This window comes from Massilia oculi (genome assembly GCF_017582745.1).
Lineage (GTDB): Bacteria > Pseudomonadota > Gammaproteobacteria > Burkholderiales > Burkholderiaceae_D > Telluria > Telluria oculi_A.
Map to the genome: position 1 here is coordinate 20801 of NZ_JAFVIM010000026.1, position 21778 is coordinate 42578.

Genomic DNA, 21778 nt, shown 5'->3' on the forward strand with positions numbered 1-21778 from the left:
GACGACGATGATACCGGCGCTGCCATCCTGGACCGACGGCCCGGCCAGGGACGAGATCATCGACTTCGTGCGGCGCGTGACCGACGAGGAGTCCGGCGCCCACGTGCCGCCGTCGGGCCGGATCGCCGTGTTCGACAACGACGGCACGCTGTGGTGCGAAAAGCCCGGCCCGATCCAGTCGGAATTCCTGTTTCGCCAGCTGGCGCGCATGGCCGAGCGCGAGCCGAAGCTGGCCGGGCGCCAGCCGTGGAAGGCGGTGGTGGCGGGCGACTACGCCTGGCTGGGCGGGGCGATCGAGAAGCATTACCGGGGGGACGACGCCGACCTGCATGCGATGGTGGACGGCCTGCTGCAGTGCTATGTGGGACTCACGACCGACGAATTCGCGCGCGCGGCGGGCGACTTCCTGCGCAGCGGACGCCATCCGCAACTGAAACGCCCCTATCTTGCCTGCACCTATGCGCCGATGACCGAGCTGCTGCATTACCTGGCCGGCCACGGGTTCACCAACTGCATCGCCAGCGGCGGCACGCGCGACTTCATGCGCACCGTGACCGAGGAGGTGTACGGCATCCCGCCCGAGAACGTGGTCGGCAGCTCGGTCGCGCTCGAGTACCGCGAGGACGTGGGCGACATCGTGCATACCGCCGCGGTCGAGGTGTTCGACGACGGGCCGATGAAGCCGGTGCGCATCTGGAGCCGGCTCGGACGGCGCCCGATCTTCGCCGCCGGAAACGCCAATGGCGACATCCAGATGCTCGACTACTGCGCGCGCGGACCCGGCGCTTCGATGTGCCTGCTGATCCACCACGACGACGCCGAGCGCGAATATGCGTACACCGGCGGCGCCGAGGAAGCCCTGCTGCGCGCGGCGCGCGATGGCTGGACGGTGGCCGGCATGGCCGGCGCCTGGCGCACCGTGTTCGGGCCTGCCGCGGGAGCGCCGCAATGAGGCCCGGCGCGATCCTGGCGCTGGCGGTGGTGCTGACAGCCGGTGTGTCGTGCGCTGCGCAGGCGCCACAGGAGAACCTGCAGGAAAACCCGCAGGCGCTCCAGGACGATGCCACACCGCCCGAAGCCGCGCCCTGGCCGCGCCAGGTGCGCGCCGGCGCTACCACCCTGACCATGTACCAGCCCCAGCTCGACGCCTGGGATGGCGCGCGCCTGCAGGCGCGCGCCGCCGTCGGCGCCAGCGCCGGCGAGCCGCCACGCACCCGCTACGGCGTCGCCACGCTCGAGGCCGACACCCTGGTCGACAAGGGCACCCGCAGCGTGACGCTGGTCCGGGCCCGCATCGTGCAATCCGAGTTTCCCTCCGCCTCCGCCGCCGAGAAGGGCGCCTGGGAGGCGGCAATCCGGGCCGAACTCGAAGGCCGTTCGCGCACCGTCGAACTCGACCGCCTGGAGGCGGACCTTGAGGCGCTCGGCGCCGGGCGCGCGGGCGCGCAGCAGGCGCTGCGCAATACGCCGCCGCGCTTCGTGTTTTCCACCGTGCCGGCGCTCCTGGTGAGCATCGACGGCGCGCCGGTCTACCGCCGCCTGGAGGGGCTGCCGCTCGAGCGCGTGATCAACACCCGGCCGCTGCTGCTGCGCGATGCGCGCGGCGTGCACTACCTCAAGATCTTCGACGGCTGGATGAGCGCGCCGGCCCTGGACGACCGTTGGAGCGTGCTGGCGGCGCCCGGCGCCGACCTCGAACGGGCCTGGCGCCAGGTGTCGGACGCGCACCTGGCCGATCCGCTGACCGGCCAGGCGGCGCCGGACGATCCGGCGCCGCGCCTGGCCGGCGGCGCGCCCGCGATTCATGTCGCCAGCGTGCCGACCGAGCTGGTGGTAACCGATGGCGCCCCGCGCTTTGTCCCGATCGCCGGCACCCGCCTGCTGTATGTCGAGAACACCACCGGCAACGTGTTCAAGTCGACGCTCGATAGCCGCACCTATGTGCTGGCCTCGGGCCGCTGGTTCCGCGCCGCCGACGAGGGTGGACCCTGGGAGTACGTGGCGCCGTCCGCGCTGCCGCCCGATTTCGCGGCGATTCCGGACGACAGCGCCAAGGAAAACGTCAAGGCCTCGGTGGCCGGCACCGCCCAGGCGCGCGAGGCGGCGATCGCGGCCGCCATACCGCAGACGGCGACCGTCCAGGTCGCCCAGACCACCTTGCCGGCGCCGGTGTTCGACGGCCCGCCCCAGTTCAGGCCGATCGACGGCACCGCGCTGCGCTACATCGTCAATACCGCCACCACCATCATCGAGGCCGGACCAGGCAGCTATTACGCGGTGCAGGACGGCGTCTGGTTCAGCGCCAGCGCGCCCGCCGGCCCGTACCGGGTGGCGACCAGCGTTCCGGCCGAGATCTATGCGATCCCGCCCGAGTCGCCGCTGTACTTCGTGACCGCGGTGCGCATCTACGGCGTCGACGACGGCAGCGTGACAGTCGGCTACACCCCGGCCTACCAGGGCACCCTGGTCGATCCCGGCAGCGGGGTCGTGGTCTACGGCACCGGCTATGCCTACCAGCCCTGGATGGGCAGCTACTGGTATGGCACGCCCGTGACCTATGGCTATGGCGCGTCGGTGGCCTACACGCCCTGGACCGGCTGGGCGGTGGCTTTCGGCCTGGGCTGGGCCTGGGGCGCGGCGGTCTCGTCCTGCGGCTGGGGCTGGGGCGCCTATCCCTACTGGGGCGCCTGGGCGGCGCCGGCCTGGGGCGCCGCCTACGGCGCGCGCGGCGGCGCCGTGGCCTGGGGCGCGCGTGGCTGGGCTGGCTATACGGGCAATATCTATTCGCAGTGGGGCAGTCGCGCCAGCGTGGGCCGCGCCGCGGGCGGCTTCGATGCCTGGAGCGGCAACGCCTGGGCAAGCCGGGTCGGCTCTTCGTACAACTCGCGCACCGGCGTGGCCGCCGCCGGCCAGCGCAGCGCGGTGCGCAATGTGTATACCGGAGAATTCGCGGCCGGCACGCGCGGCGTGGCGCAGGGGCCGCGCGGCGCGGTGGTCAGCGGCGGGCGTGGCGTGATCGCCGATCCGGCCAGCGGCCGGGCCGAACGGGTGGCCGGCGCGCGCGGCGCCGGGGGCGGCGCGGTGGCGCGGGTCGGCAACGACGTCTACGCCGGGCGCGATGGCCAGGTGTATCGCAATACCGGCGCCGGCTGGGAGCGGCACGGCGCCCAGGGCTGGAGCGCCGCCGGCGACCGGCAGGGCGCCGCGACGATGCGCCAGCGGCTCGACGGCGATCGCGGCGCGCGCCAGCTCGGCGACATGCGTACCCGTAACTTCGACCGTTCCGCGATGAACCTGCAGCGCAATTTCGGCGGTCATCGCGGCGGATTCCGGCGGCGCTAGCAGGCTTTCCAACCGAATGCGGAGACTCCCATGAACAAGCCAGTCAATCCCGAACTGACGCGCGCCCAGCCGGTCGCGGTCACGATCGACAACTTCACACGCGCCGAGACCGATATGTATTTCGCGTCGACGATCAAGCTGGCCGGCGGCATCGGCCGGTTCGACCACCGGCGCGAGCTGATGCCGATCGAGGCCCAGACCGTGGTGCGGGCCAACCGCGACACCCTGTACTCGGCCGCCGTGATCGACCTCGACGCCGGGCCGGCGACGGTCACCCTGCCGGATGCCGGAGGGCGCTTCATGTCGCTGATGGCGCTGGACGAGGATCAGTACGCCTTCGGGGTCTGGTATGGCGGCGGGGCGGTCACCTTCAGCCGCGACCGGGTCGGCACGCGCTACATGATGGTGGCGGTGCGCACCCTGGTCGATCCCACATCGCCGGGCGGCTTCGAGCGCGCGCACGCCCTGCAGGACCGGATCGCGATCGAGCAGGCGCGCGCGGGACGGTTCGAGGTCCCTGACTGGGACGCGACCAGCCAGGGCCGGGTGCGCGACGCCCTGGCCGCGCTGGGCGCCAGCCTGCCGGACTGGCGCCGCACCTTCGGCACCCGCGAGCAGGTCGATCCGGTGCGCCACCTGGTGGGCACCGCGGTCGGCTGGGGCGGCAATCCCGAGCAGCACGCGATCTACCTAGGGACGACGCCGGCGCGCAACGACGGCCGCACCGTGCACCGGCTGCGCCTGGGCGAGGTGCCGGTGGACGGTTTCTGGTCGATCAGCGTCTACAACGGGCGCGGCTATTTCGAGCCGAATGCGCGCGGGGCCTACACGGTGAACGGCTACACGGCGCGGCGCGACCTGGACGGCACGGTGCTGGTGCAGTTCGGCGGCTGCGGCAACGAGCATGAGCATGCCAGCGCCGTCAACTGCCTGCCGGTGATGCCGGGCTGGAACTACACGGTGCGCCTGTACCGGCCACGGGCCGAAGTGCTGTCCGGAGAATGGACTTTCCCGGCGGCCGAACCGGTGGACTGAAGGAGAGGGCAGATGGACACCGTCAGCGCGCCGCGCGGCGCCAATCCCTTCGACGATCCGGCGGTCGAGCTGTCGGCGCGCCGCACCGGCATGTCGTTCCAACGCACCCGCATGAGCGCCGACCGCACCCTGATGTCGGTGATCCGCACCTCGCTGTCGCTGATCAGCTTCGGCTTCACGATCTTCCAGCTGTTCCTCAAGCTGGCCCAGGCCAAGGTGCTCGAGGAGGGCGGCGGCGTGATGCGCGGCTTCGGGGTGTCGCTGGTGCTGCTCGGGATCGCGATGCTGGTGTGCGGCATCGGCTTTCACGTGGCCTTCATGCGCGGCCTGCGCAAGGAGCGGCGCCAGCTGGCGGCCGAGGGCCTGATCCATGCCCAGAGCGCGTTCCCGGTGTCGCTGACACTGATCGTGGCGCTGGCGATGCTGCTGATCGGCCTGTTCGCGATCGGGGACATGGTGGTCGGCTTTGGACCGGTCGCCTGAACCACATGCATTTCTGAGAGGGAGGCTAGCATGGCAAACACATCCACCCAAGGCGCCAGGCCCAACATCCTGGTCATCTGGGGCGACGACATCGGCATCAGTAACCTGAGCTGTTATTCGGACGGGCTGATGGGCTACCGCACGCCGAACATCGACCGCATCGCCGACGAGGGCATGCGCTTCACCGACTGCTATGGCGAGCAGTCGTGCACCGCCGGGCGCTCGTCCTTCATCACCGGCCAGAGCGTGTTTCGCACCGGCCTGTCGAAGGTCGGCATCCCGGGCGCGCCGACCGGGCTGCGGGCCGAGGACGCGACCATCGCCGAGCTGCTCAAGCCGCTCGGCTATGCAACCGGCCAGTTCGGCAAGAACCACCTGGGCGACCGCAACGAGTTCCTGCCCACGGTGCATGGCTTCGACGAGTTCTTCGGCAACCTGTACCACCTCAATGCCGAGGAAGACCCGGAATCGCCCAACTACCCGACGGTCGAGGACTTCCCCGAATTCAAGGCGCGTTATGGTCCGCGCGGGGTGCTGCGCTGCCAGGCCACCGACCAGGACGACGACACCGTCCATCCGCGCTGGGGCCGGGTGGGGCGCCAGCGCATCGAGGATACCGGGGCGCTGACCAAGAAGCGCATGGAGACCTGCGACGACGAGTTCGTCGATGCCGCCAAGGATTTCATCAAGCGCAAGCATGGCGCGGGCCAGCCCTTCTTTTGCTGGGTGAACACGACCCATATGCATGCGTTCACCCATCCCAAGCCCGAGAGCGTTGGCCAGGCCGGGCGCTTGCAGTCGCCTTACCACGACACCATGGTCGACCATGACCGCCACGTGGGCCAGCTGCTCGGCCTGCTCGATGAACTCGGCATCGCCGACGACACCTTCGTCATGTACAGCACCGACAACGGGCCGCACATGAACACCTGGCCGGACGGCGCCATGACGCCGTTCCGGAGCGAGAAGAACACCAATTGGGAAGGCGCGTTCCGGGTGCCGATGGCGGTGCGCTGGCCGGGCCGGATCCCGGCCGGCGTGGTCTCGAACGAGATCGTGCAGCACCACGACTGGCTGCCGACCTTCCTGGCCATGGCCGGCGAGCCGGGCATCGTCGACAAGTGCAAGGCCGGCCACCAGGCGGGCGACAAGCGCTTCTGCCTCCACCTGGACGGCTACAACCTCCTCCCTTACCTGAGCGGGGAAGAGCCGAACTCGCCGCGCAAGGGCTTCATCTATTTCTCCGACGATGGCGACCTGGTGGCGCTGCGCTACGACAACTGGAAGCTGGTGTTCATGGAACAGCGTGTTCCGGGCACGATGCAGGTCTGGGCCGAACCCTTCGTGCCCTTGCGCCTGCCGAAGCTGTTCAACCTGCGCACCGATCCCTACGAGCGGGCCGATATCACCTCGAACAGCTATTGGGAGTGGATGATGCACAGCGGCTACCTGGCGCTGGCGGGCCAGGGCATCGTGAGCCAGTTCCTGGAAACCTTCAAGGACTTCCCGCCGCGCCAGAAGGCGGCGTCCTTCACCATCGACCAGGCGCTGGAGAAAATGAACGAAGCCGCCGCCGGGGCCTATCACTGACGAGGAGCGCATATGCTGGAAACGGCAAGCACGGCGGCGGCCGGCGTCGACCGCCGCAGCGCCTGGCTGGACGCGGCGCCGGCGCCAGGCCCGGCGCCGCGGCCGGGCCTGGCCTGGATACCGGGCGGACAGTTCGCGATGGGGTCAGACCGTCACTATCCCGAGGAAGCGCCCGCCCATCCGGTGCGGGTGTCCGGCTTCTGGATGGCCGCGACGGTCGTCACCAATGCCGAATTCGCGCGTTTCGTCGACGCCACCGGCTACGTGACGCTGGCCGAGCGCGATCCCGATCCGGCCCTGTATCCGGGCGCGATTCCCGGCATGCTGGTGCCGGGCGGGATGGTGTTCTTCAAGCCGCCGGGACGGGTCGACCTGCGCGACATCGGCAACTGGTGGGCCTATGTGGGCGGCGCCGACTGGAAACATCCGCGCGGGCCGGGCAGCTCCCTTGCCGGCCTGGACGACCATCCGGTGGTGCAGGTGGTGCACGAAGATGCGCTGGCCTATGCGCGCTGGGCCGGGCTGGAACTGCCGACCGAGGCCGAATGGGAATTCGCGGCGCGCGGCGGCCTGGATGGCGCCGACTACGTGTGGGGCGCCGACTTCATGCCGGACGGCGCGCCGATGGCCAATACCTGGCACGGCGAGTTACCCTGGCAGCGGCTGCCGCCCTCGCTTGCCCGTGGCACGATGCCGGTGCGTGCCTTCGCGCCGAACGGCTATGGCCTGTACCAGATGGCGGGCAACGTCTGGGAATGGACGACGGACTGGTACCGCGCGCGCCATCCGGAGGCGGCGCACAAGGCGTGCTGCGTGCCGCTGAATCCGCGCGGCGGCGCGCTGGACGGCAGTTATGCGGCGGGCCAGCCCGACGACCTGCCGAGGATCGGTCGCAAGACCATCAAGGGCGGCTCGCACCTGTGCGCGCCGAATTATTGCCGGCGCTACCGGCCGGCGGCGCGCTACCCGCATCCGATCGACACCGGGACCTGCCACCTGGGCTTTCGCTGCATCCTGCGGGCGTAGCTACTCTACAGTGTAGCCGCGCCCGCGCATGCAGGTGTTCCAGGCACGGTGGTATTCGTCGAGCGCGGCCCGCTGCGCGCCGGAGCTGGCCGCATTGCGGTTGGCCTGGTTCTGGCGCGCGCGATGGCCGCCGGCGATGGTGCCGACGCCGGCGCCGACGGCCGCGCCCCCGCCGGCGTCGCCGCCGATCGCACCGATGGCCGCGCCGCCGAGCGCCCCGCGCAGGGCGCCGCGCACCCGCTCGCCGCCGCCCACGGCGGGCCCGGTTTCCTGGGGCGGTGAATTGGCCGCGAGCGCGGCCGGATCGACGCCGGTCTGCTTCCTGGCCCAGACCTGGCATTGGCCGTCATCGCGGTCCTGGCGCTCCTGGCCCTGGCCCTGGGACGGATAGGCGATCGGGCGCTGGGCCTGGGCGGCGCAGGCGCAGGCTGCGAGCAGCGCCGCGCAGACGGCTTGTCGGGCCACGCGCACTGGGCCAATGGAAATTTTCATGATGACGATCCCTCAAAAGTCTGATGGCCATCGTCATCCTGGGTGAATCGACGGAACAAGCCAATTGCCCTTTGGTCCTACCGCAAGGCCGATCTGCGGCCACGACAGTGCAAAAGGACATTCGGACAATGACGGCGAGCACCTGCCTGCGCCGCGCCTTCGTGTTGGCGCTTCTCTTGATCTCGGCCTGGTCCGCGGCATGGGCGCAGCCTGGGCCGCGCATCGGCCTCGTGCTGGGCGGCGGCGGGGCGCGCGGCACCGCTCACGTCGGCGTGCTCGAGGTGCACGACGCCTTACGGGTGCCGGTCCATTGCGTGGCCGGCACCAGCATGGGCTCGCTGGTGGCGGGCGCCTGGCTGGGCGGGCTCACGCCGCCGCAGATGCTCGATCGCATGGGCAAGGTCGACTGGCACGACCTGTTCGACGACGACCCGTCCCGCAGCGAGACCAATTACCGTGAGCGGCGCCTGGCGCAGAGCTATTATCCCGCCCTGGAGGCCGGGGTGACCCCGGACGGCCTGCGCATGGCGCGCGGGCTGGTCGGAGGCCAGAAAATCAAGCTGTTCTTCAACGCCCTGGTCGGCGCCGACCGCGGCGAGCGCACCATCGAGAGCCTGCCGCTGCCCCTGTCGATCGTGGCCACCGACATCGGCACCGGCGAGCGGGTCGTGTTCCGCAGCGGCGAACTGGCTGCCGCCATGCGCGCCAGCATGAGCGTGCCGGCGGTGCTGGCCCCGGTGCCCTACGAGGGGCGCTACCTGGTCGACGGCGGCCTGGTCGACAACCTGCCGGTGCGCGAGGCGCGCGAGCGCTGCCAGGCCGACGTGGTCATCGCGGTCGACGTCGGCTCGCCGCTGCTGCAGCCGCAGCAGGTGGAGTCGTTGGCCAGCGTGTCCCTGCAAATGATCAATATCCTGACGGAGCAGAATGCGCAGGCCTCGCGCGCCTCGCTGGGACCGGGCGACATATATATCCAGCCCGACCTGAAGGGCATCACGGCGGCCGATTTCGGCAAATTCCGCGAGGCCTCGGCGCGGGGCAAGAAGGCGGCAGAGGCGGCGGCGCCGCTGCTGGCGCGCCTGGCGCTGCCGGCCGCCGACTACGCGGCGTGGACTGCCCGCCTGCGCGGACCGCCGCAGCCGGCGCCGCTCATCGACGGCGTCATGATCGCCGGGCTGCGCCATGTGAACCCGGTGCTGGTGCATGAGCATCTCGATATCGTCCCCGGCCAGCCGCTCGACACCATTCGCCTCGAGGACGGACTGGCCCATGTGTATGGCGAAGGCGACTTCGAGAGCGTCGACTATGCGCTGTTGGGCACGCGCGCGCGGCGCATCCTGCAGGTCACGCCCACCGAGAAGAGCTGGGGCCCCGATTACCTGCGCTTCGGGGTCGACCTGCATGCGTCGAACAAGGAGAACGACTTCGCGCTGCGGATGGCCTACCACCGCAAATGGCTCAACCCACTGGGCGGCGAATGGCTGTCCGGGGTCCAGATCGGCGAGCGCGCCACGCTGTACACCCAGTTCTACCAGCCGCTCGAGGCGCGCCAGCGCTTCTTCGTCCAGCCGGCGCTGGCGCTGGCCCACGACCGGCTCAATGTCTACCAGGACGACAGCCGCATCGCCGAATACCAGTTGCGCAGCCGCGGCGCCAGCCTGGGGCTGGGCATGAATGCCGGCACTGTCGGCCAGTTGCGCCTGGAGCGCACGGTGCGCAAGGTCGAAGCCACGGTCGAGACGGGGCCGGCGACCCTGCCCACCGGCGAGACGACCCTGCACGGCTGGCAGGCCGTCGCCGATCTCGACCAGCTCGACAGCGCCTTCTTTCCCAGCCGCGGCTGGTCGGCGCGCGCCGCCTGGTTCCGCCACGACGGCGGCGACTACAGCCGCCTGGCGACCGAACTGCGCGCCGCGCGCGTCTGGGGCAACTACGTGATCAATGGGCGCCTGCACTACACCGCCTCGACCCAGGGGCGGCTGCCGCTGGCCGACGCCGCCGAGCTGGGCGGCTTCCTGAATCTGTCCGGCTATGTGCGCAGCCAGATCCTGGCCGACGACGTGCGCTTCGCCAGCCTGCGCGGAGAGAAGATCATCGGCCGCATGCCGCTGGGGCTGCACGGCGACCTGCGCATCGGCATGTCGCTCGAGGCGGGCAGCGCGCGCAATCGCTACACCGAGACCGGGCTCGATGGCTGGCAGGCCGCCGGGTCCATCTACCTGGGCGGCATGACGCCACTGGGCCCGCTGTATTTCGGCGCCGGGCTGGCCCAGGGCGGCCGCTCGTCGTTGTACCTGTTCATCGGTTTGCCCTGATTCTTCCCAACCGTAGTGAATGACAATTGGAGGCTGGAATGAATATCCGTTCCACGAGCAAGACGGCAGAGGCGTTGGCAAGCTGTGCGGTGTTGGCGGCATTGGCAGCCCCGGCCGCCGCCCAGACGCAGGCGGGCGAGCCTTGGGAATACGCGTTCGCGCCGTATCTGTGGGCGGCCGGCCTCGACGGCACCACGACGGTGGGCGATCTGTCGGTCGAGAGCGACCACGGCTTTTCCGACCTGGTGGACAAGATCGATTTCGGCTTCACCGGCGCCTTCGAGGCGCGCAAGGGACGCTGGGGCATCCTGTTCGACGCCATCTACATCAAGCTCTCGGACGACGTCGGCAGCGCCCGCGGGACGGTGGACGTGGAAGCGGTGCAGCAGATGTATACGCTGGGCGGCGCCTGGCGTGCGCTCGAGGGGCCCGCGCCGGTCGACCTGATCGGGGGATTGCGCTACAACTACCTGAAGCCGACGCTCGGACTGGGCGGCGTCGAGCGCGGCCAGAGCAAGGATGCGCTCGATCCCTATATCGGGGTGCGCGGGCACTATCCGCTGGACCCGCGCTGGACCCTGGTCGGCTACCTCGACGTCGGCACCTTCGACGGCAGCGATTACGCCTGGCAGTTGCTGGTGGGCGCCAGCTATGCCTGGCGGCCGGACCGCTCGCTCAAGTTCGGCTACCGCCAGCTCAAGACCAAGTACAGCGGCGAGCGCATCGAACTCGACACGACGATGCAGGGCCTGTATGTCGGGGTTGGCTTCCGCTTCTGAGGGGCGATTTCTATGGCTGAAGTGCGGTTAGAACCGGGGCACACGGAAAGACCGATGCTGTATGACCGCATTACTCATGATTGGTTTCGCAGGAGGCTGGCTAAGCGCAGCGGATGTTTGTGACATATCAAACGTGCCATCTGTCCTCCCGTGCGTGGGTAGGCGCGCATCTAGAATCGACTGCACCGCGCTTGCATGCGCAGGATGATGGTTGACAGCGGAAGGCGCAGACTCCGAAACAGGCCGGCGGCTTCCGGTGCATTCTTGCAGCGGGAGTTGCCTATGCATACGATCGAACCCCTGACCTATCTCGTTGACGGCGATGCCGGGGCGCTGAAGGACATGGCGGGCCTGCTGCAAGCCGCGGGCCTGCGGGTCGCCGCCTTCGACCGCACCGACGTGTTCCTGCAGGCCCACGATCCGGCGATGCCCGGCTGCGCCGTGATCGATGTGCGCAGTCCAGGCCTGGACGGCTTGAACGGCCTCGACGGACTGGCGCTGCAGCGCGAACTGCAGCAGGGCGGCGCCGAGCGCGCCATCGTGTTCGTCGCCGGGGGCGGCGACGTCGAACTGGGCGTGCGGGCCATGAAGGCCGGGGCCGACGACTTCCTGATCAAGCCGCTCGAGGCGGCCGGTTTCGTGGCCGCCGTCCGGCATGCGCTGGCGCGCGACGCCCACGAGCGGGCGGTGCGGCGCGAGCTGCAGCGCATCCGCGCCCACCTCGACACGCTGACAAGGCGCGAGCAGCAGGTGCTGCGCCATGTGGTCTCGGGCCGCCTGAACAAGCAGATCGCCTTCGACCTGGGCATCGCCGAGAAAACGATCAAGGTGCACCGCGCCCGGGTGATGGAAAAGATGGGCGCGACGTCGCTGGCCCAGCTGGTGCGCGAGACCCTGGAGCTCGAGGCGGGCGCCGTGTTTGCCGGCGACGGCGTCGACAAGGGTGGTGGCTGAAGGGCGGCCGAGTTCTCCCGCATCGCCCTTTGGTCCAATAGGCACTTGCCACCGGCCAGAGCACGATGGCAATCCGCAGGCGCGCGCCGTACGTGCGCCCGGCACGATGGGGAGGGCGTCATGTTGAATAAACTATTGGCCGAGTTCATCGGCACATTCTGGCTGGTGCTGGGCGGCTGCGGCAGCGCCGTGCTGGCCGCCACCTTTCCCGAGGTCGGGATCGGCCTGACCGGGGTCTCGCTGGCCTTCGGCCTGACCGTGCTGACGGCGGCCTATGCGCTCGGCCCGATTTCGGGCGGTCATTTCAATCCCGCGGTGTCGGTGGGCCTGTGGGCCGGCGGGCGCTTCCCGGCGCGCCACCTGGCGCCCTACGTCGTGGCGCAGGTGGCCGGCGCCGTGCTGGCCGCGGCCCTGATCTACGTGATCGCGAGCGGCAAGGCCGGATTCGACGTCCAGGCCGGCTTCGCGGCGAATGGCTATGGCGAGCACTCGCCGGGGGGCTATTCGCTCGAGGCTGCCTTCGTGTGCGAGCTGGTGATGAGCTTCATGTTCGTACTGGTGGTGCTGGGTGCGACCCACACGCGGGCGCCGGTCGGTTTCGCCGGCATCGCGATCGGCCTGGCCCTGGCCCTGGTGCACCTGATCAGCATCCCGGTGACGAATACCTCGGTCAACCCGGCGCGCAGCACCGGCCCGGCGCTGTTCGTCGGGGGCTGGGCGATGGCCCAGCTATGGCTGTTCTGGCTCGCCCCCTTGCTCGGCGGTGCGCTGGCCGGGGTGTTGTACCGCAAGGTGCTGCAGCGCGAACCGGTCGAGCCGTCGGTCACTGGCCAGCTGGAGCCGGGCCTGGGACTGGGCGCGCGCACCTGAAGCCAGCACCAGCGGTGGCGCCGACGTATTGATATCGGTTTAGTAGCCTAGGGGAAATACCGTAAAAAATTCCTGACATTGACGCAGATTAACCACTACAATCGTCATGCATCCTGTTATGACGATGCACCGTCAGCGCCCGCCCTTGTGCGGGCGCTTGTTCGTTGTGCCTCGCATGCAGCCGGCATATCCGCTGGACGGATAGGGCATGTGCGGGTCTCGTTCGAAAGGAAGTGGCGTGCAATCCCACATCAAGTCATCTGTCATGGAAGCGATCGGCAACACCCCGGTGGTCAGGCTCGGCCGCGTATTCGCGGACGCCAACGTGGTGGCCAAGCTGGAGTTCATGAATCCCGGCGGCAGCATCAAGGACCGCATGGTGCGGGCCATGCTGCGCAAGCTGCCGCCGCAGGCGGAGCGCGTGGTCGAGGCGTCGTCCGGCAACACGGGCGCGGCGCTGGCGATGGCGAGCGCCGTGCTCGGCCTGGATTGCGAGGTCGCCGTCCCGGTCACCACCAGCCGCGAAAAGATCAGGCGCATCGAAGCCTATGGCGCCACGGTACGCGTGTGCGACGGCGAGCGTGGTCCCGACTACCAGGAAACGGCCCTGGACATCGCCCGCCAGGGCGGCGCCCACCACCTCGACCAGTACCGCTCGACCCTCAACAGCCAGGCGCATTACGGCGACACCGCGCCCGAACTGTGGTCGCAAATGGAAGGCCAGATCGATGTCTTCGTGTGCGGCGTCGGCTCGGGCGGGACGATCTCGGGCATCGGGCGTTTCCTGAAGGAGCGCAATCCCGCTATCCGCGTGATCGGGGTCGAGCCGCGCGACTCGGCCTACAGGAAACTGGTGACCGACCTGCCGGCGGGCGGCGAGTTCTCCAGCGCGATCGAGGGCGTCGGCAAGGGCTGCCCGTCTCCCGTGTTCGACCCTGCGGTGGTGGACGACGTGGTGCAGGTGCCGGACGAAGAGGCGCTGGCCTGGATCCACCGGCTGGCGCGCGAAGAGGGCATCCTGGCCGGCGGTTCGAGCGCCTGCGTGGCGGCGGGCATCGCCCGCCTGCTGCCGAAACTGGGCAATGCCCGCGTCGTGACGATCTTCCCGGACTCTGGCGCTTTCTACCTCTCCAAGTATTTCTAGCGGCCGTCGCGGCCTGCGTCCTGCTCGCCTTCGGTCCCCTCCGGGGCGCGCGCCGTCGGCAAGTGCCAGCCATAGCGGATGGCCGCCAGGCGCAGGCCGAAGCACAGGGCGGCGCCGGCCAGCGCGGTCGGGGTGCTGGGCAGCCCCAGGGCGTCACCAAGCACCACCACCGTGGCCCCGGCCAGGGCCGCCACGGCGTAGATGTCCGACCTGAACACGGCCGGCACGTTCGACAGCAGCACGTCGCGCGCGACGCCGCCGCCGATGCCGGTCAACATGCCGAGCAGCGCCGCCATCACCGGCTCCAGGCCGAACACCAGGGCCTTCTGGGCGCCGGCGACGCAGAACAGGGCCAGGCCGGCGCCGTCGAACAGCAGCACCGGGTGCCGCAGGCGCTGCAGGGCGGGTGACCAGAAGAAGATCGCCACCCCGGCCAGCAGCGACACGCCCAGGTAGCGCCAGTCGGTGAAGGCGGCCGGCGGCGTGGCGCCGATCAACAGGTCGCGCACGATGCCGCCCGAGGTGGCGGCGACGAAGGACAGCACCAGCACGCCGAACAGGTCGAGCTGGCGCCGCAGGCCGGCGGTGGCGCCGCTCAGGGCGAATACGAAGGTGCCGACCAGGTCGAGCGTCAGCACCAGGGTCTTCATGGCGGCGCCCATGTCGAGGGCGGAAACGGGGAACACGGCTTACCTCTGGAATGAATGGTGCGATCCGCACCGAGGATGCGGATTCTATAGCACCGCGCCCGCCCGCGCCGTTTCTGCTTCAGGCGCCTTCGCTGCCCTGCACGATGGCGCGCGCCACGCCGTCGCCATAGGCCGGATCGCACATCGTACAGTTGGCGATGTGGCGCGCCCTGACCTCATCCGAGGCCCCGGCGATCGCCCGCGCCGTGTTCTGGAACAGCGCTTCGCGCTGGGCCGGCGACATCTTCCTGAACAGCAGGGCCGGCTGCGAATAATAGTCGTCGTCGACCCGGTGGTTCCAGTGGTCGGCGGCGCCTTCGAGCGACAGCGGCGGTTCCCTGAAGTCGGGCTGGTCCTGCCATTCGCCGTGGCGGTTCGGCTCGTACGAGGTGGTGCCGCCGCGGTTGCCGTCGACCCGCATCGCGCCGTCGCGGTGATAGCTGTGCACCGGGCAGCGCGGCGCGTTCACCGGAATCTGGTGGTGGTTCACGCCCAGCCGGTAGCGCAGCGCGTCGCCGTAGGAGAACAGGCGGCCCTGCAGCATCTTGTCGGGCGAGAAGCCGATGCCCGGCACGATGTGGGCCGGGTTGAAGCCGGCCTGCTCGACGTCGGCGAAGTTGTTGTCCGGGTTGCGGTTCAGCTCCAGCACGCCGACTTCGACCAGGGGATAGTCGGCATGCAGCCAGACCTTGGTCAGGTCGAACGGGTTGTACCGATAGGTGGCCGCTTCTTTCTCGGGCATGATCTGCACGTACAGGGTCCAGCGCGGGAAGTCGCCGGCCTCGATGCTGTCATACAGGTCGCGCAGGTGGCTTTCGCGGTCGCGGCCGATCAGGGCGCCGGCGTCAAGGTCGCTCAGGTTCTGGATGCCCTGCTGGGTCTTGAGGGTGAACTTGACCCAGAAGCGCTGATTGTCCGCGTTGATGAAGCTGAAGGTATGGCTCCCGAAGCCGTGCATGTGGCGAAAGCTCCTGGGGATGCCGCGGTCGCTCATGACGACCGTCACCTGGTGCAGCGCCTCGGGCAGGCTGGACCAGAAGTCCCAGTTGTTGTCGGCGCTGCGCAGGCCGGTGCGCGGATCGCGCTTGATGGCGTGGTTCAGGTCGGGGAACTTGAGCGGGTCGCGCAGGAAGAACACGGGCGTGTTGTTGCCGACCAGGTCCCAGTTACCCTGTTCGGTATAGAACTTGATCGCGAAGCCGCGGATGTCGCGTTCGGCGTCGGCGGCGCCGCGCTCGCCCGCCACCGTCGAGAAGCGCAGGAACAGCTCGGTCTTCTTGCCGACCTCGGAAAACATGCGCGCCTTGGTGTAGCGCGTGATGTCGTGGGTCACGGTGAAAGTGCCGAAGGCGCCGCCGCCCTTGGCGTGCATGCGGCGTTCGGGAATCACTTCGCGGTCGAAGTGGGCCAGCTTTTCCAGGAACCACACGTCCTGCAGCAGGGCCGGGCCGCGCGGGCCGGCCGTCATCGTGTTCTGGTTGTCGACCACGGGGGCGCCCGCGGCGGTGGTCAGCTCTTTCATGGCATCGTCCTCTGGCTTGTTTTGGCGGAAGGTCAGCCGCGCACGAAGGCCAGCATGTCGGCATTGACCTGGTCTTTATGGGTGTCGGTCAGGCCGTGCGGCGCGCCCGGATACACGATCAGCTGCGCGTGCGGGACCAGGCGCTTGGAGGCGCGCCCGGCGGCGTCGATCGGCACGATCTGGTCGTCGTCGCCGTGGATGATCAGGGTCGGGATCGTGAATTTCTTGAGGTCGTCGGTGAAGTCGGTTTCCGAGAACGCCTTGATGGAGTCGTAGGTGTTCTTGTGGCCACCCAGCATGCCCTGCATCCACCAGGACTGGATCAGCCCTTGCGAGACCTTGGCGCCGGGCCGGTTGAAGCCGTAGAACGGGCCGCTCGGGACGTCGAGGTAGAACTGGGAACGGTCGGCCAGCTGGGCGGCGCGCAGGCCATCGAAGACCTCGAGCGGCAGGCCGCCCGGATTCGCCTCGGTCTTGAGCATCAGCGGCGGCACCGCCGAGATCAGTCCGGCCTTGGCGATCCGCGCGGTGCCGTGGCGGCCGATATAGCGCGCCACTTCACCGCCGCCGGTCGAGAAGCCGAACAGCACCGCGTCCCTGACGTCCAGGTGCTCCAGCAGCTCGGCCAGGTCGTCGGCGTAATGGTCCATGTCGTTGCCGTCCCATGGCTGGCTCGAGCGGCCGTGGCCGCGGCGGTCGTGGGCGATGCAGCGGTAGCCCTGGCCGGCGAAGAAGATCATCTGCGATTCCCAGCTGTCCGCGTTCAATGGCCAGCCGTGGCAGAACACGATGGGCTGGCCGCTGCCCCAGTCCTTGTAATAGAGTTCGACGCCTTCCTTGGTGGTGTAGATGGCCATGCGGGTTTCTCCCTGGAGTGGATGTGGTTGACGAAATAAGGCTGGCGCCGACTGGCAGTGAGCGCGCCTTCCAGGGTGAGTAGACTCGAATTCACAGCCCGACGACACCTGACAGAAGGAAGAGCCGTCGACCAGACGATCGATACCCGAAGCCCTCCTGCGCACCTGGGCCGGTCTGTCGTGTCTTTACTTCTTGTCATGAGGACGGCAAAGATTTAAGGTAGCGGTATCGACGCGCAATACTGGGCGCTATGTCGTGCGCCTCACCGATCGCATGCATACCGATACCTTCACCGCGCCTTCACCACCGCCGTCCGCCGGCATGCAGCACGCCAGGCCGGCGCGGAGCGGGCCCGACTACACCTTCGGGCGCTTCGCCCTGTACCCGGCGCGCAAGCTGCTGGTGCGCGGCGAGACGCCGGTCCCGCTCGGGGGACGCGCCTTCGACCTGCTGGTCGCGCTGATCGCGCGGGCCGGCGAGGTGGTCAGCCACCACGAACTGGTCGCGGCCGTGTGGCCGCATTCGGTGGTCGAGGAAAACGGCTTGCGGGTGCAGGTGTCGGCGCTGCGCAAGGCGCTCGGCGAGAATCCGTCGGAGCAGTACATCCTGACCGTGCCGGGACGCGGCTACCGCTTCGTCAAGACCGTGGCGGCCGGCCCGCTGGCGCCGCTGCGTGGCCCGCGCCCGGGGTGCCTGGTCGGGCGCGCGGCGCTGCTGGAACGGCTCGAAAGCAGCCTGGCGCCGGGCCGGGTGACGACCCTGGTCGGCGCCGGCGGCAGCGGCAAGTCGGCGCTCGCGCTGGCCCATGCGGCCGCGCAGGCGCGCCGTTATCCCGACGGCTGCCGCGTGGTCGACTGCGCCGGCGGCGTCGACCCGGCGGCCATCGACCGGCGCGCGTTGCGCGAGCGCCAGGTCCTGCTGGTGCTCGACAACTGCGAAGCGGCGCTGGCGGAGGCGGCGGCGTTGGCCGCGCGCCTGGCCGGCGCCGAGGCGCGCGTCACGGTCCTGGCCACCAGCCGCGCGCCGCTGGGCTTCGCCGGCGAGTGTCTGGTCGGGGTGCCGCCGCTGGACTTGCCGGCGCCGGATGCCGCGCTCGATTGCAGGCAAGCGCTGGCGCTGCCCGCGATCGCCCTGTTCGTCGAGCGCGCCGAGGCCAATAGCAGCCGCTTCGCGCTGACGCCGGCCAACCTGGCCTGCGTGGCCGCATTGTGCCGCCAGCTGGACGGCCTGCCGCTGGCGCTCGAGATGGCCGCCGCGCGGGTCGAGGCGCTGGGCGTCGAGGGACTGGCGGCGCGCCTGGATGACCTGTTCCTCCTGCTGACGCGCAGCCGGCGCCTGGCTGGCCCGCGCCATGCCTCGCTCGGGGCCATGCTCGACGCCAGTCATCGCCTGCTGGACGAGGCGGAGCGCACGCTGCTGCGCCGGCTGTCGGTGTTCGCGGGCGCCTTCGCGCCGGAGACGGCGCTGCGGGTGTGCGCCTTCGGTGCGTTGGCGCCATGCGAGGCGGAGCGGGCCCTGGCGGTGCTGGGCTCATGCTCGCTGCTGGCCGCCGACGACGGCGCAGCTGGCGCCCACGCGCAGCGCTACCGCCTGCTGAACACGACACGCCGCTATGCGTCGGCGCAACTGGCCGCCAGCGGCGAGGCGGGGATCGTGGCGCAGCGCCTGGCGCACACCGGTCCTGACGACAAGGGGCAGGCGCGGAGCGCAGTGCGGGACGCAGTGTGGGAATAAGACAGGAACATCAGGGCGAGGCGCCCGTCTACGTCTTCGGCGCCTTCCGCCTGCTGCGCCAGGCGCGCCAGCTGTTCCTGGGGCCGACCCCGGTGCGGCTGGGCGGGCGCGCGCTGGAGCTGCTGCTGGTGCTGGTCGAGCGGGCCGGCGAAGTGGTCAGCCGCGCCGAACTCGAACGCACGATCTGGCCCGGCAGCGTGGTCGAGGACAGCTGCCTGCGGGTCCACATCGGGGCGCTGCGCAAGGCCCTGGGCGACGCTCCCGGCGCCACGCGCTACATCGCCAACGTGCCCGGGCGCGGCTACAGCTTCGTGGCCCCGGTGGTCGCGCTGCGCCTCGATGCCGAAGCCGATACCGGTGCCGCGCCGCCCGCCGGCGCGCGACCCTTGCCACTGCGCATGACGAGCGTGCTGGGGCGCGACGACGTGCTCGACCAGCTGCGGGCGCTGCTGCCGCGCTGCCGCCTGGTCACCATCGTCGGCCATGGCGGCATCGGCAAGACCACGCTGGCGCTGTGCCTGGCCGCCGAGCTGCAGGACGGCTATGCCGACGGCGCCTGCTTCGTCGACCTGGCCCTCTTGAGCAGCGCGATCCAGATTCCCGATGCGCTGGCCGCCAGCCTGGGCCTCGAGCCGGACGGCGAGGCGGTGCGCGCGCTGCTGGAGCGCTGGCTGGCGCCGCGCCGCATGTTGATCGTGCTGGACAACTGCGAGCACCTGATCGAGGCCGCGGCCTCCCTCGCCGAACGCCTGCTGCGGCTGGCCCCCGGGATCGACGTCGTCGCCACCAGCCGCGAGCCGCTGGACGCCGACGGCGAGTGGGTGCTGCGACTGGGACCGCTTGCCTGTCCGCCCGACGATCCCGCGTTGAATCTCGAACAGGCGCTGCGTTACCCGGCCCTGGAACTGCTGGCCAGCCGGGCCGAGGCCGGCATGGACTCCTTCCGGCTAAGCCAGGCCGAGCTTCCGGCCGCCGTCAGGCTGTGCCGCCGGGTCGACGGCGTGCCGCTGGCGATCGAGTTCGCCGCCGCCCAGGTGGGCCTGCTGGGCGTGCACGGCGTGGTGGAGCAGCTGGGCGATCGCCTGCGCCTGCTCGGCAGCGGGCGCCGCACCGTGCTGCCGCGCCATCGCACCTTGCGCGCACTGCTCGACTGGAGCCATGAACTGCTGTCGCCGGACGAACAACGCGTGCTGCGCCACTGCGCGGTGTTCGTCGGCCCGTTCTCGCTCGAGGCGGCGCTGGCGGTGGTGGGGCCGGGCGCCGCCGGCTGCGTGGTGACTTGCCTGCTGGACCTGGTGTCCAAGTCGCTGGTCGTGGCCGACACCGGGGGGCCGGATGCCCGCTTCGTGCTGCTCGGTCTCACCCGCGCCTATGCGATCGAGCGGCTGGCCGAAGATCCCGGGCGCGGCCCGCTGGCGGCGCGCCACGCGCTTTACACCCTGGGCCTGCTGGACGACTGCGAGCGGGCCTGGGACACCCTCGACCATGACGCCTGGCTGGCTTGCGCCAGCCATGTGGTGGGCAATCTGCGCGCCGCGCTCGACTGGGCCTTCGGACCCGGCGGCGAGCGCGCGCTGGGCGTGCGCCTGGTGGCCGCGCCGGCGGTGCTGGGCGCGGGCCTGCTCGGCGAGCGGGAGCTGGAGCGCCACGTGCGCGCGGCGCTGGACGCGATCGACGCCGGGACGGTGGCCGACCCGCTCTACGCGGCGCGCCTGCACGCCGCCATGGCCCGCGGTGCGGTCACGGACTGGGAGCCGTACCTGCGCGCGATCCGCCAGGCCGAGGCCGGCGGGCAGCCGGAGACCCTGGCCGAAGCCCTGCATGTGTGCGCCGTGTGCTGCCTTGGCGCCGGCCTGTATCGCAGCGCCCACGAACACGCACTGCGGATGGCGCGGGTGGCGGCGCAGGCCGGGCTGGCGCGCACGCTGGCGGTGGCGCGCCGCCTGCCGGCCGCGAGCCTGCACATGCTGGGCGAGCATGACGCGGCGCTGCGCCTGGCCCGGCGGCGTCCCGCGACCCAGGATGCGCGCGCGCCGCTGCGCCTGGCCGGGCCGGTCGGCGCCGACGTCGCCTGCGGCGTGCTGCTGGCGCGCACGCGCTGGCTGCTGGGGGAGGGGCGTGCGGCGGCGGCGCTGGCGCGTGACCTCGTGGCGCTGGCGTCCCGCGACGGCGCGCCGGCATCGCTGGCCTGGGCCGTGGCGCTGGGAGCCTTGCCGGTGGCCTTGTGGCGCGGCGACGAAGGCTGGGCGCGCGAACTGGCCGGCCTGCTGGAAGAGCATGCCGGGCGTCACGCGCTGGCTTACTGGAGCGACTGGGCGCGGCTGGCGCGCCAGGTGCTGGCGGCCCGCTCCAGTCGCCTGGATCCGCTGCCCGGCGCCGCCCGGGGCCTGGACGCGGTTCAGGGCGACCACCTGGTGACCTGGCTTGGTGCGGCCGCAGGCGCCGGGGTGGACGCGGCCGCGCAGCGCTGCGCCCAGGGCCAGGTCGGCTGGTGCGCCGCCGAGGTCTGGCGCGCGAGCGCCGAACGCCTGCTGGCGGGACCGGGCGCGCCACGGACGGCCGAGGCGCTGTTCGAACGGGGTCTGGCTGCGGCGCGGGCCCAGGGCGCGCTGGCCTGGGAGCTGCGCTGCGCGATCAGCCTGGCCCGCTCGTGGCGTGACGCCGGTGACGGCGCGCGTGCGCGGGCGTTGCTGCAACCGCTGGTGCTGGCCCTCGGCGACGGCCACGACGGCGCCGACCGGCGCGCCGCGTTGCTCCTGCTGCAAGACCTATAGATCATCGCGATTTCACACTTTTTCACATCGGCCTCTTGATCCAAGTCATATGATCGTAATCATAAGATTGACAGGGGAGGCTGGTGATGGAGATGGAAGGCGAGCTGCGGTTCGGCCCTTTTACGCTGTCGCTCGACCGGCGCGAGCTGCGCCTGGACGGGCGCGCGTTGC

Annotated in this window: 17 protein-coding genes; 13 read left to right on the plus strand and 4 right to left on the minus strand. The window is 70.4% G+C overall.

Annotation, left to right across the window (positions count from 1 at the left end; all coding sequences use genetic code 11):
* Positions 1-7 precede the first annotated feature (7 nt).
* From J3U95_RS23460 to J3U95_RS23485, 6 genes are read left to right on the plus strand one after another with little or no spacing between them, the layout of a single operon-like run.
* Complete coding sequence (locus J3U95_RS23460; RefSeq protein ID WP_208281054.1) at positions 8-952, plus strand: HAD family hydrolase; 945 nt, start codon at positions 8-10, stop codon at positions 950-952.
* The gene (locus J3U95_RS23465) at positions 949-3342 is read left to right on the plus strand and encodes an autotransporter (protein WP_208281055.1); all 2394 of its coding nucleotides are present in this window, start codon (positions 949-951) and stop codon (positions 3340-3342) included. Before J3U95_RS23460 ends, J3U95_RS23465 begins: the two co-directional genes overlap by 4 nt.
* Positions 3343-3372: 30 nt before the next feature.
* Complete coding sequence (locus J3U95_RS23470) at positions 3373-4377, plus strand: DUF1254 domain-containing protein (RefSeq protein ID WP_208281056.1); 1005 nt, start codon at positions 3373-3375, stop codon at positions 4375-4377.
* A 12-nt stretch (positions 4378-4389) separates the two neighbouring features.
* Positions 4390-4860, plus strand: a complete 471-nt coding sequence (locus tag J3U95_RS23475; RefSeq protein ID WP_208281057.1) for a YidH family protein — start codon at positions 4390-4392, stop codon at positions 4858-4860.
* A 30-nt stretch (positions 4861-4890) separates the two neighbouring features.
* Positions 4891-6450: an arylsulfatase gene (locus J3U95_RS23480; RefSeq protein ID WP_208281058.1), complete on the plus strand. Its 1560-nt coding sequence runs from the start codon at positions 4891-4893 to the stop codon at positions 6448-6450.
* A 12-nt stretch (positions 6451-6462) separates the two neighbouring features.
* On the plus strand, positions 6463-7476 hold the full coding sequence (locus tag J3U95_RS23485) for a formylglycine-generating enzyme family protein (protein ID WP_208281059.1): 1014 nt from the start codon (positions 6463-6465) through the stop codon (positions 7474-7476).
* Here the strand turns inward: J3U95_RS23485 and J3U95_RS23490 are convergent, their stop codons facing one another.
* On the minus strand, positions 7477-7968 hold the full coding sequence (locus tag J3U95_RS23490; protein ID WP_208281060.1) for a glycine zipper domain-containing protein: 492 nt from the start codon (positions 7966-7968) through the stop codon (positions 7477-7479).
* A 128-nt stretch (positions 7969-8096) separates the two neighbouring features.
* Here J3U95_RS23490 and J3U95_RS23495 point away from each other — a divergent pair, with 128 nt between their 5' ends.
* From J3U95_RS23495 to J3U95_RS23515, 5 genes are all read left to right on the plus strand, one after another.
* Positions 8097-10283 carry a patatin-like phospholipase family protein gene (locus J3U95_RS23495; protein WP_208281061.1) on the plus strand — a complete coding sequence of 729 codons (2187 nt, stop codon included), beginning with the start codon at positions 8097-8099 and terminating at the stop codon, positions 10281-10283.
* Between the two features lie 38 nt (positions 10284-10321).
* On the plus strand, positions 10322-11062 hold the full coding sequence (locus tag J3U95_RS23500; protein ID WP_208281062.1) for an outer membrane protein: 741 nt from the start codon (positions 10322-10324) through the stop codon (positions 11060-11062).
* A gap of 282 nt (positions 11063-11344) precedes the next feature.
* On the plus strand, positions 11345-12016 hold the full coding sequence (locus J3U95_RS23505) for a response regulator transcription factor (RefSeq protein WP_208281063.1): 672 nt from the start codon (positions 11345-11347) through the stop codon (positions 12014-12016).
* A 120-nt stretch (positions 12017-12136) separates the two neighbouring features.
* Entirely contained in the window at positions 12137-12886 is a 750-nt protein-coding gene (aqpZ, locus tag J3U95_RS23510; protein ID WP_208281064.1) for an aquaporin Z, read from the plus strand.
* A 238-nt stretch (positions 12887-13124) separates the two neighbouring features.
* Complete coding sequence (locus J3U95_RS23515; protein WP_313167033.1) at positions 13125-14030, plus strand: PLP-dependent cysteine synthase family protein; 906 nt, start codon at positions 13125-13127, stop codon at positions 14028-14030.
* Here the strand turns inward: J3U95_RS23515 and J3U95_RS23520 are convergent.
* The 3 genes from J3U95_RS23520 to J3U95_RS23530 all read right to left on the minus strand — a co-directional run bounded on the left by J3U95_RS23520 (position 14027) and on the right by J3U95_RS23530 (position 17098).
* Entirely contained in the window at positions 14027-14716 is a 690-nt protein-coding gene (locus tag J3U95_RS23520) for a trimeric intracellular cation channel family protein (RefSeq protein WP_208281065.1), read from the minus strand. The genes J3U95_RS23515 and J3U95_RS23520 overlap by 4 nt on opposite strands.
* Before the next feature lie 82 nt (positions 14717-14798).
* A complete protein-coding gene (locus J3U95_RS23525) occupies positions 14799-16241 on the minus strand; it encodes a catalase (protein ID WP_208281066.1) in 1443 nt (480 codons plus the stop codon).
* A 32-nt stretch (positions 16242-16273) separates the two neighbouring features.
* Positions 16274-17098, minus strand: a complete 825-nt coding sequence (locus J3U95_RS23530; protein ID WP_208281067.1) for an alpha/beta fold hydrolase — start codon at positions 17096-17098, stop codon at positions 16274-16276.
* 256 nt (positions 17099-17354) lie between these two features.
* Between J3U95_RS23530 and J3U95_RS23535 the strand changes: the two genes are divergently transcribed.
* Both J3U95_RS23535 and J3U95_RS23540 read left to right on the plus strand, forming a co-directional pair.
* Entirely contained in the window at positions 17355-18833 is a 1479-nt protein-coding gene (locus tag J3U95_RS23535; protein ID WP_208281068.1) for an ATP-binding protein, read from the plus strand.
* Positions 18824-21607 (plus strand): ATP-binding protein, encoded by a 2784-nt coding sequence (locus J3U95_RS23540; RefSeq protein ID WP_208281069.1) that lies wholly within the window; start codon positions 18824-18826, stop codon positions 21605-21607. Before J3U95_RS23535 ends, J3U95_RS23540 begins: the two co-directional genes overlap by 10 nt.
* Positions 21608-21778 lie beyond the last annotated feature (171 nt).

What these genes read in the sequence shown, in the direction of transcription:
- J3U95_RS23460 (WP_208281054.1), top strand. Translation starts at nt 8, where the DNA reads ATGATACCGGCGCTGCCATCCTGGACCGACGGCCCGGCCAGGGACGAG.
- J3U95_RS23465 (WP_208281055.1), top strand. Translation starts at nt 949, where the DNA reads ATGAGGCCCGGCGCGATCCTGGCGCTGGCGGTGGTGCTGACAGCCGGT.
- J3U95_RS23470 (WP_208281056.1), top strand. Translation starts at nt 3,373, where the DNA reads ATGAACAAGCCAGTCAATCCCGAACTGACGCGCGCCCAGCCGGTCGCG.
- J3U95_RS23475 (WP_208281057.1), top strand. Translation starts at nt 4,390, where the DNA reads ATGGACACCGTCAGCGCGCCGCGCGGCGCCAATCCCTTCGACGATCCG.
- J3U95_RS23480 (WP_208281058.1), top strand. Translation starts at nt 4,891, where the DNA reads ATGGCAAACACATCCACCCAAGGCGCCAGGCCCAACATCCTGGTCATC.
- J3U95_RS23485 (WP_208281059.1), top strand. Translation starts at nt 6,463, where the DNA reads ATGCTGGAAACGGCAAGCACGGCGGCGGCCGGCGTCGACCGCCGCAGC.
- J3U95_RS23490 (WP_208281060.1), bottom strand. Translation starts at nt 7,968, where the DNA reads ATGAAAATTTCCATTGGCCCAGTGCGCGTGGCCCGACAAGCCGTCTGC.
- J3U95_RS23495 (WP_208281061.1), top strand. Translation starts at nt 8,097, where the DNA reads ATGACGGCGAGCACCTGCCTGCGCCGCGCCTTCGTGTTGGCGCTTCTC.
- J3U95_RS23500 (WP_208281062.1), top strand. Translation starts at nt 10,322, where the DNA reads ATGAATATCCGTTCCACGAGCAAGACGGCAGAGGCGTTGGCAAGCTGT.
- J3U95_RS23505 (WP_208281063.1), top strand. Translation starts at nt 11,345, where the DNA reads ATGCATACGATCGAACCCCTGACCTATCTCGTTGACGGCGATGCCGGG.
- aqpZ (WP_208281064.1), top strand. Translation starts at nt 12,137, where the DNA reads ATGTTGAATAAACTATTGGCCGAGTTCATCGGCACATTCTGGCTGGTG.
- J3U95_RS23525 (WP_208281066.1), bottom strand. Translation starts at nt 16,241, where the DNA reads ATGAAAGAGCTGACCACCGCCGCGGGCGCCCCCGTGGTCGACAACCAG.
- J3U95_RS23530 (WP_208281067.1), bottom strand. Translation starts at nt 17,098, where the DNA reads ATGGCCATCTACACCACCAAGGAAGGCGTCGAACTCTATTACAAGGAC.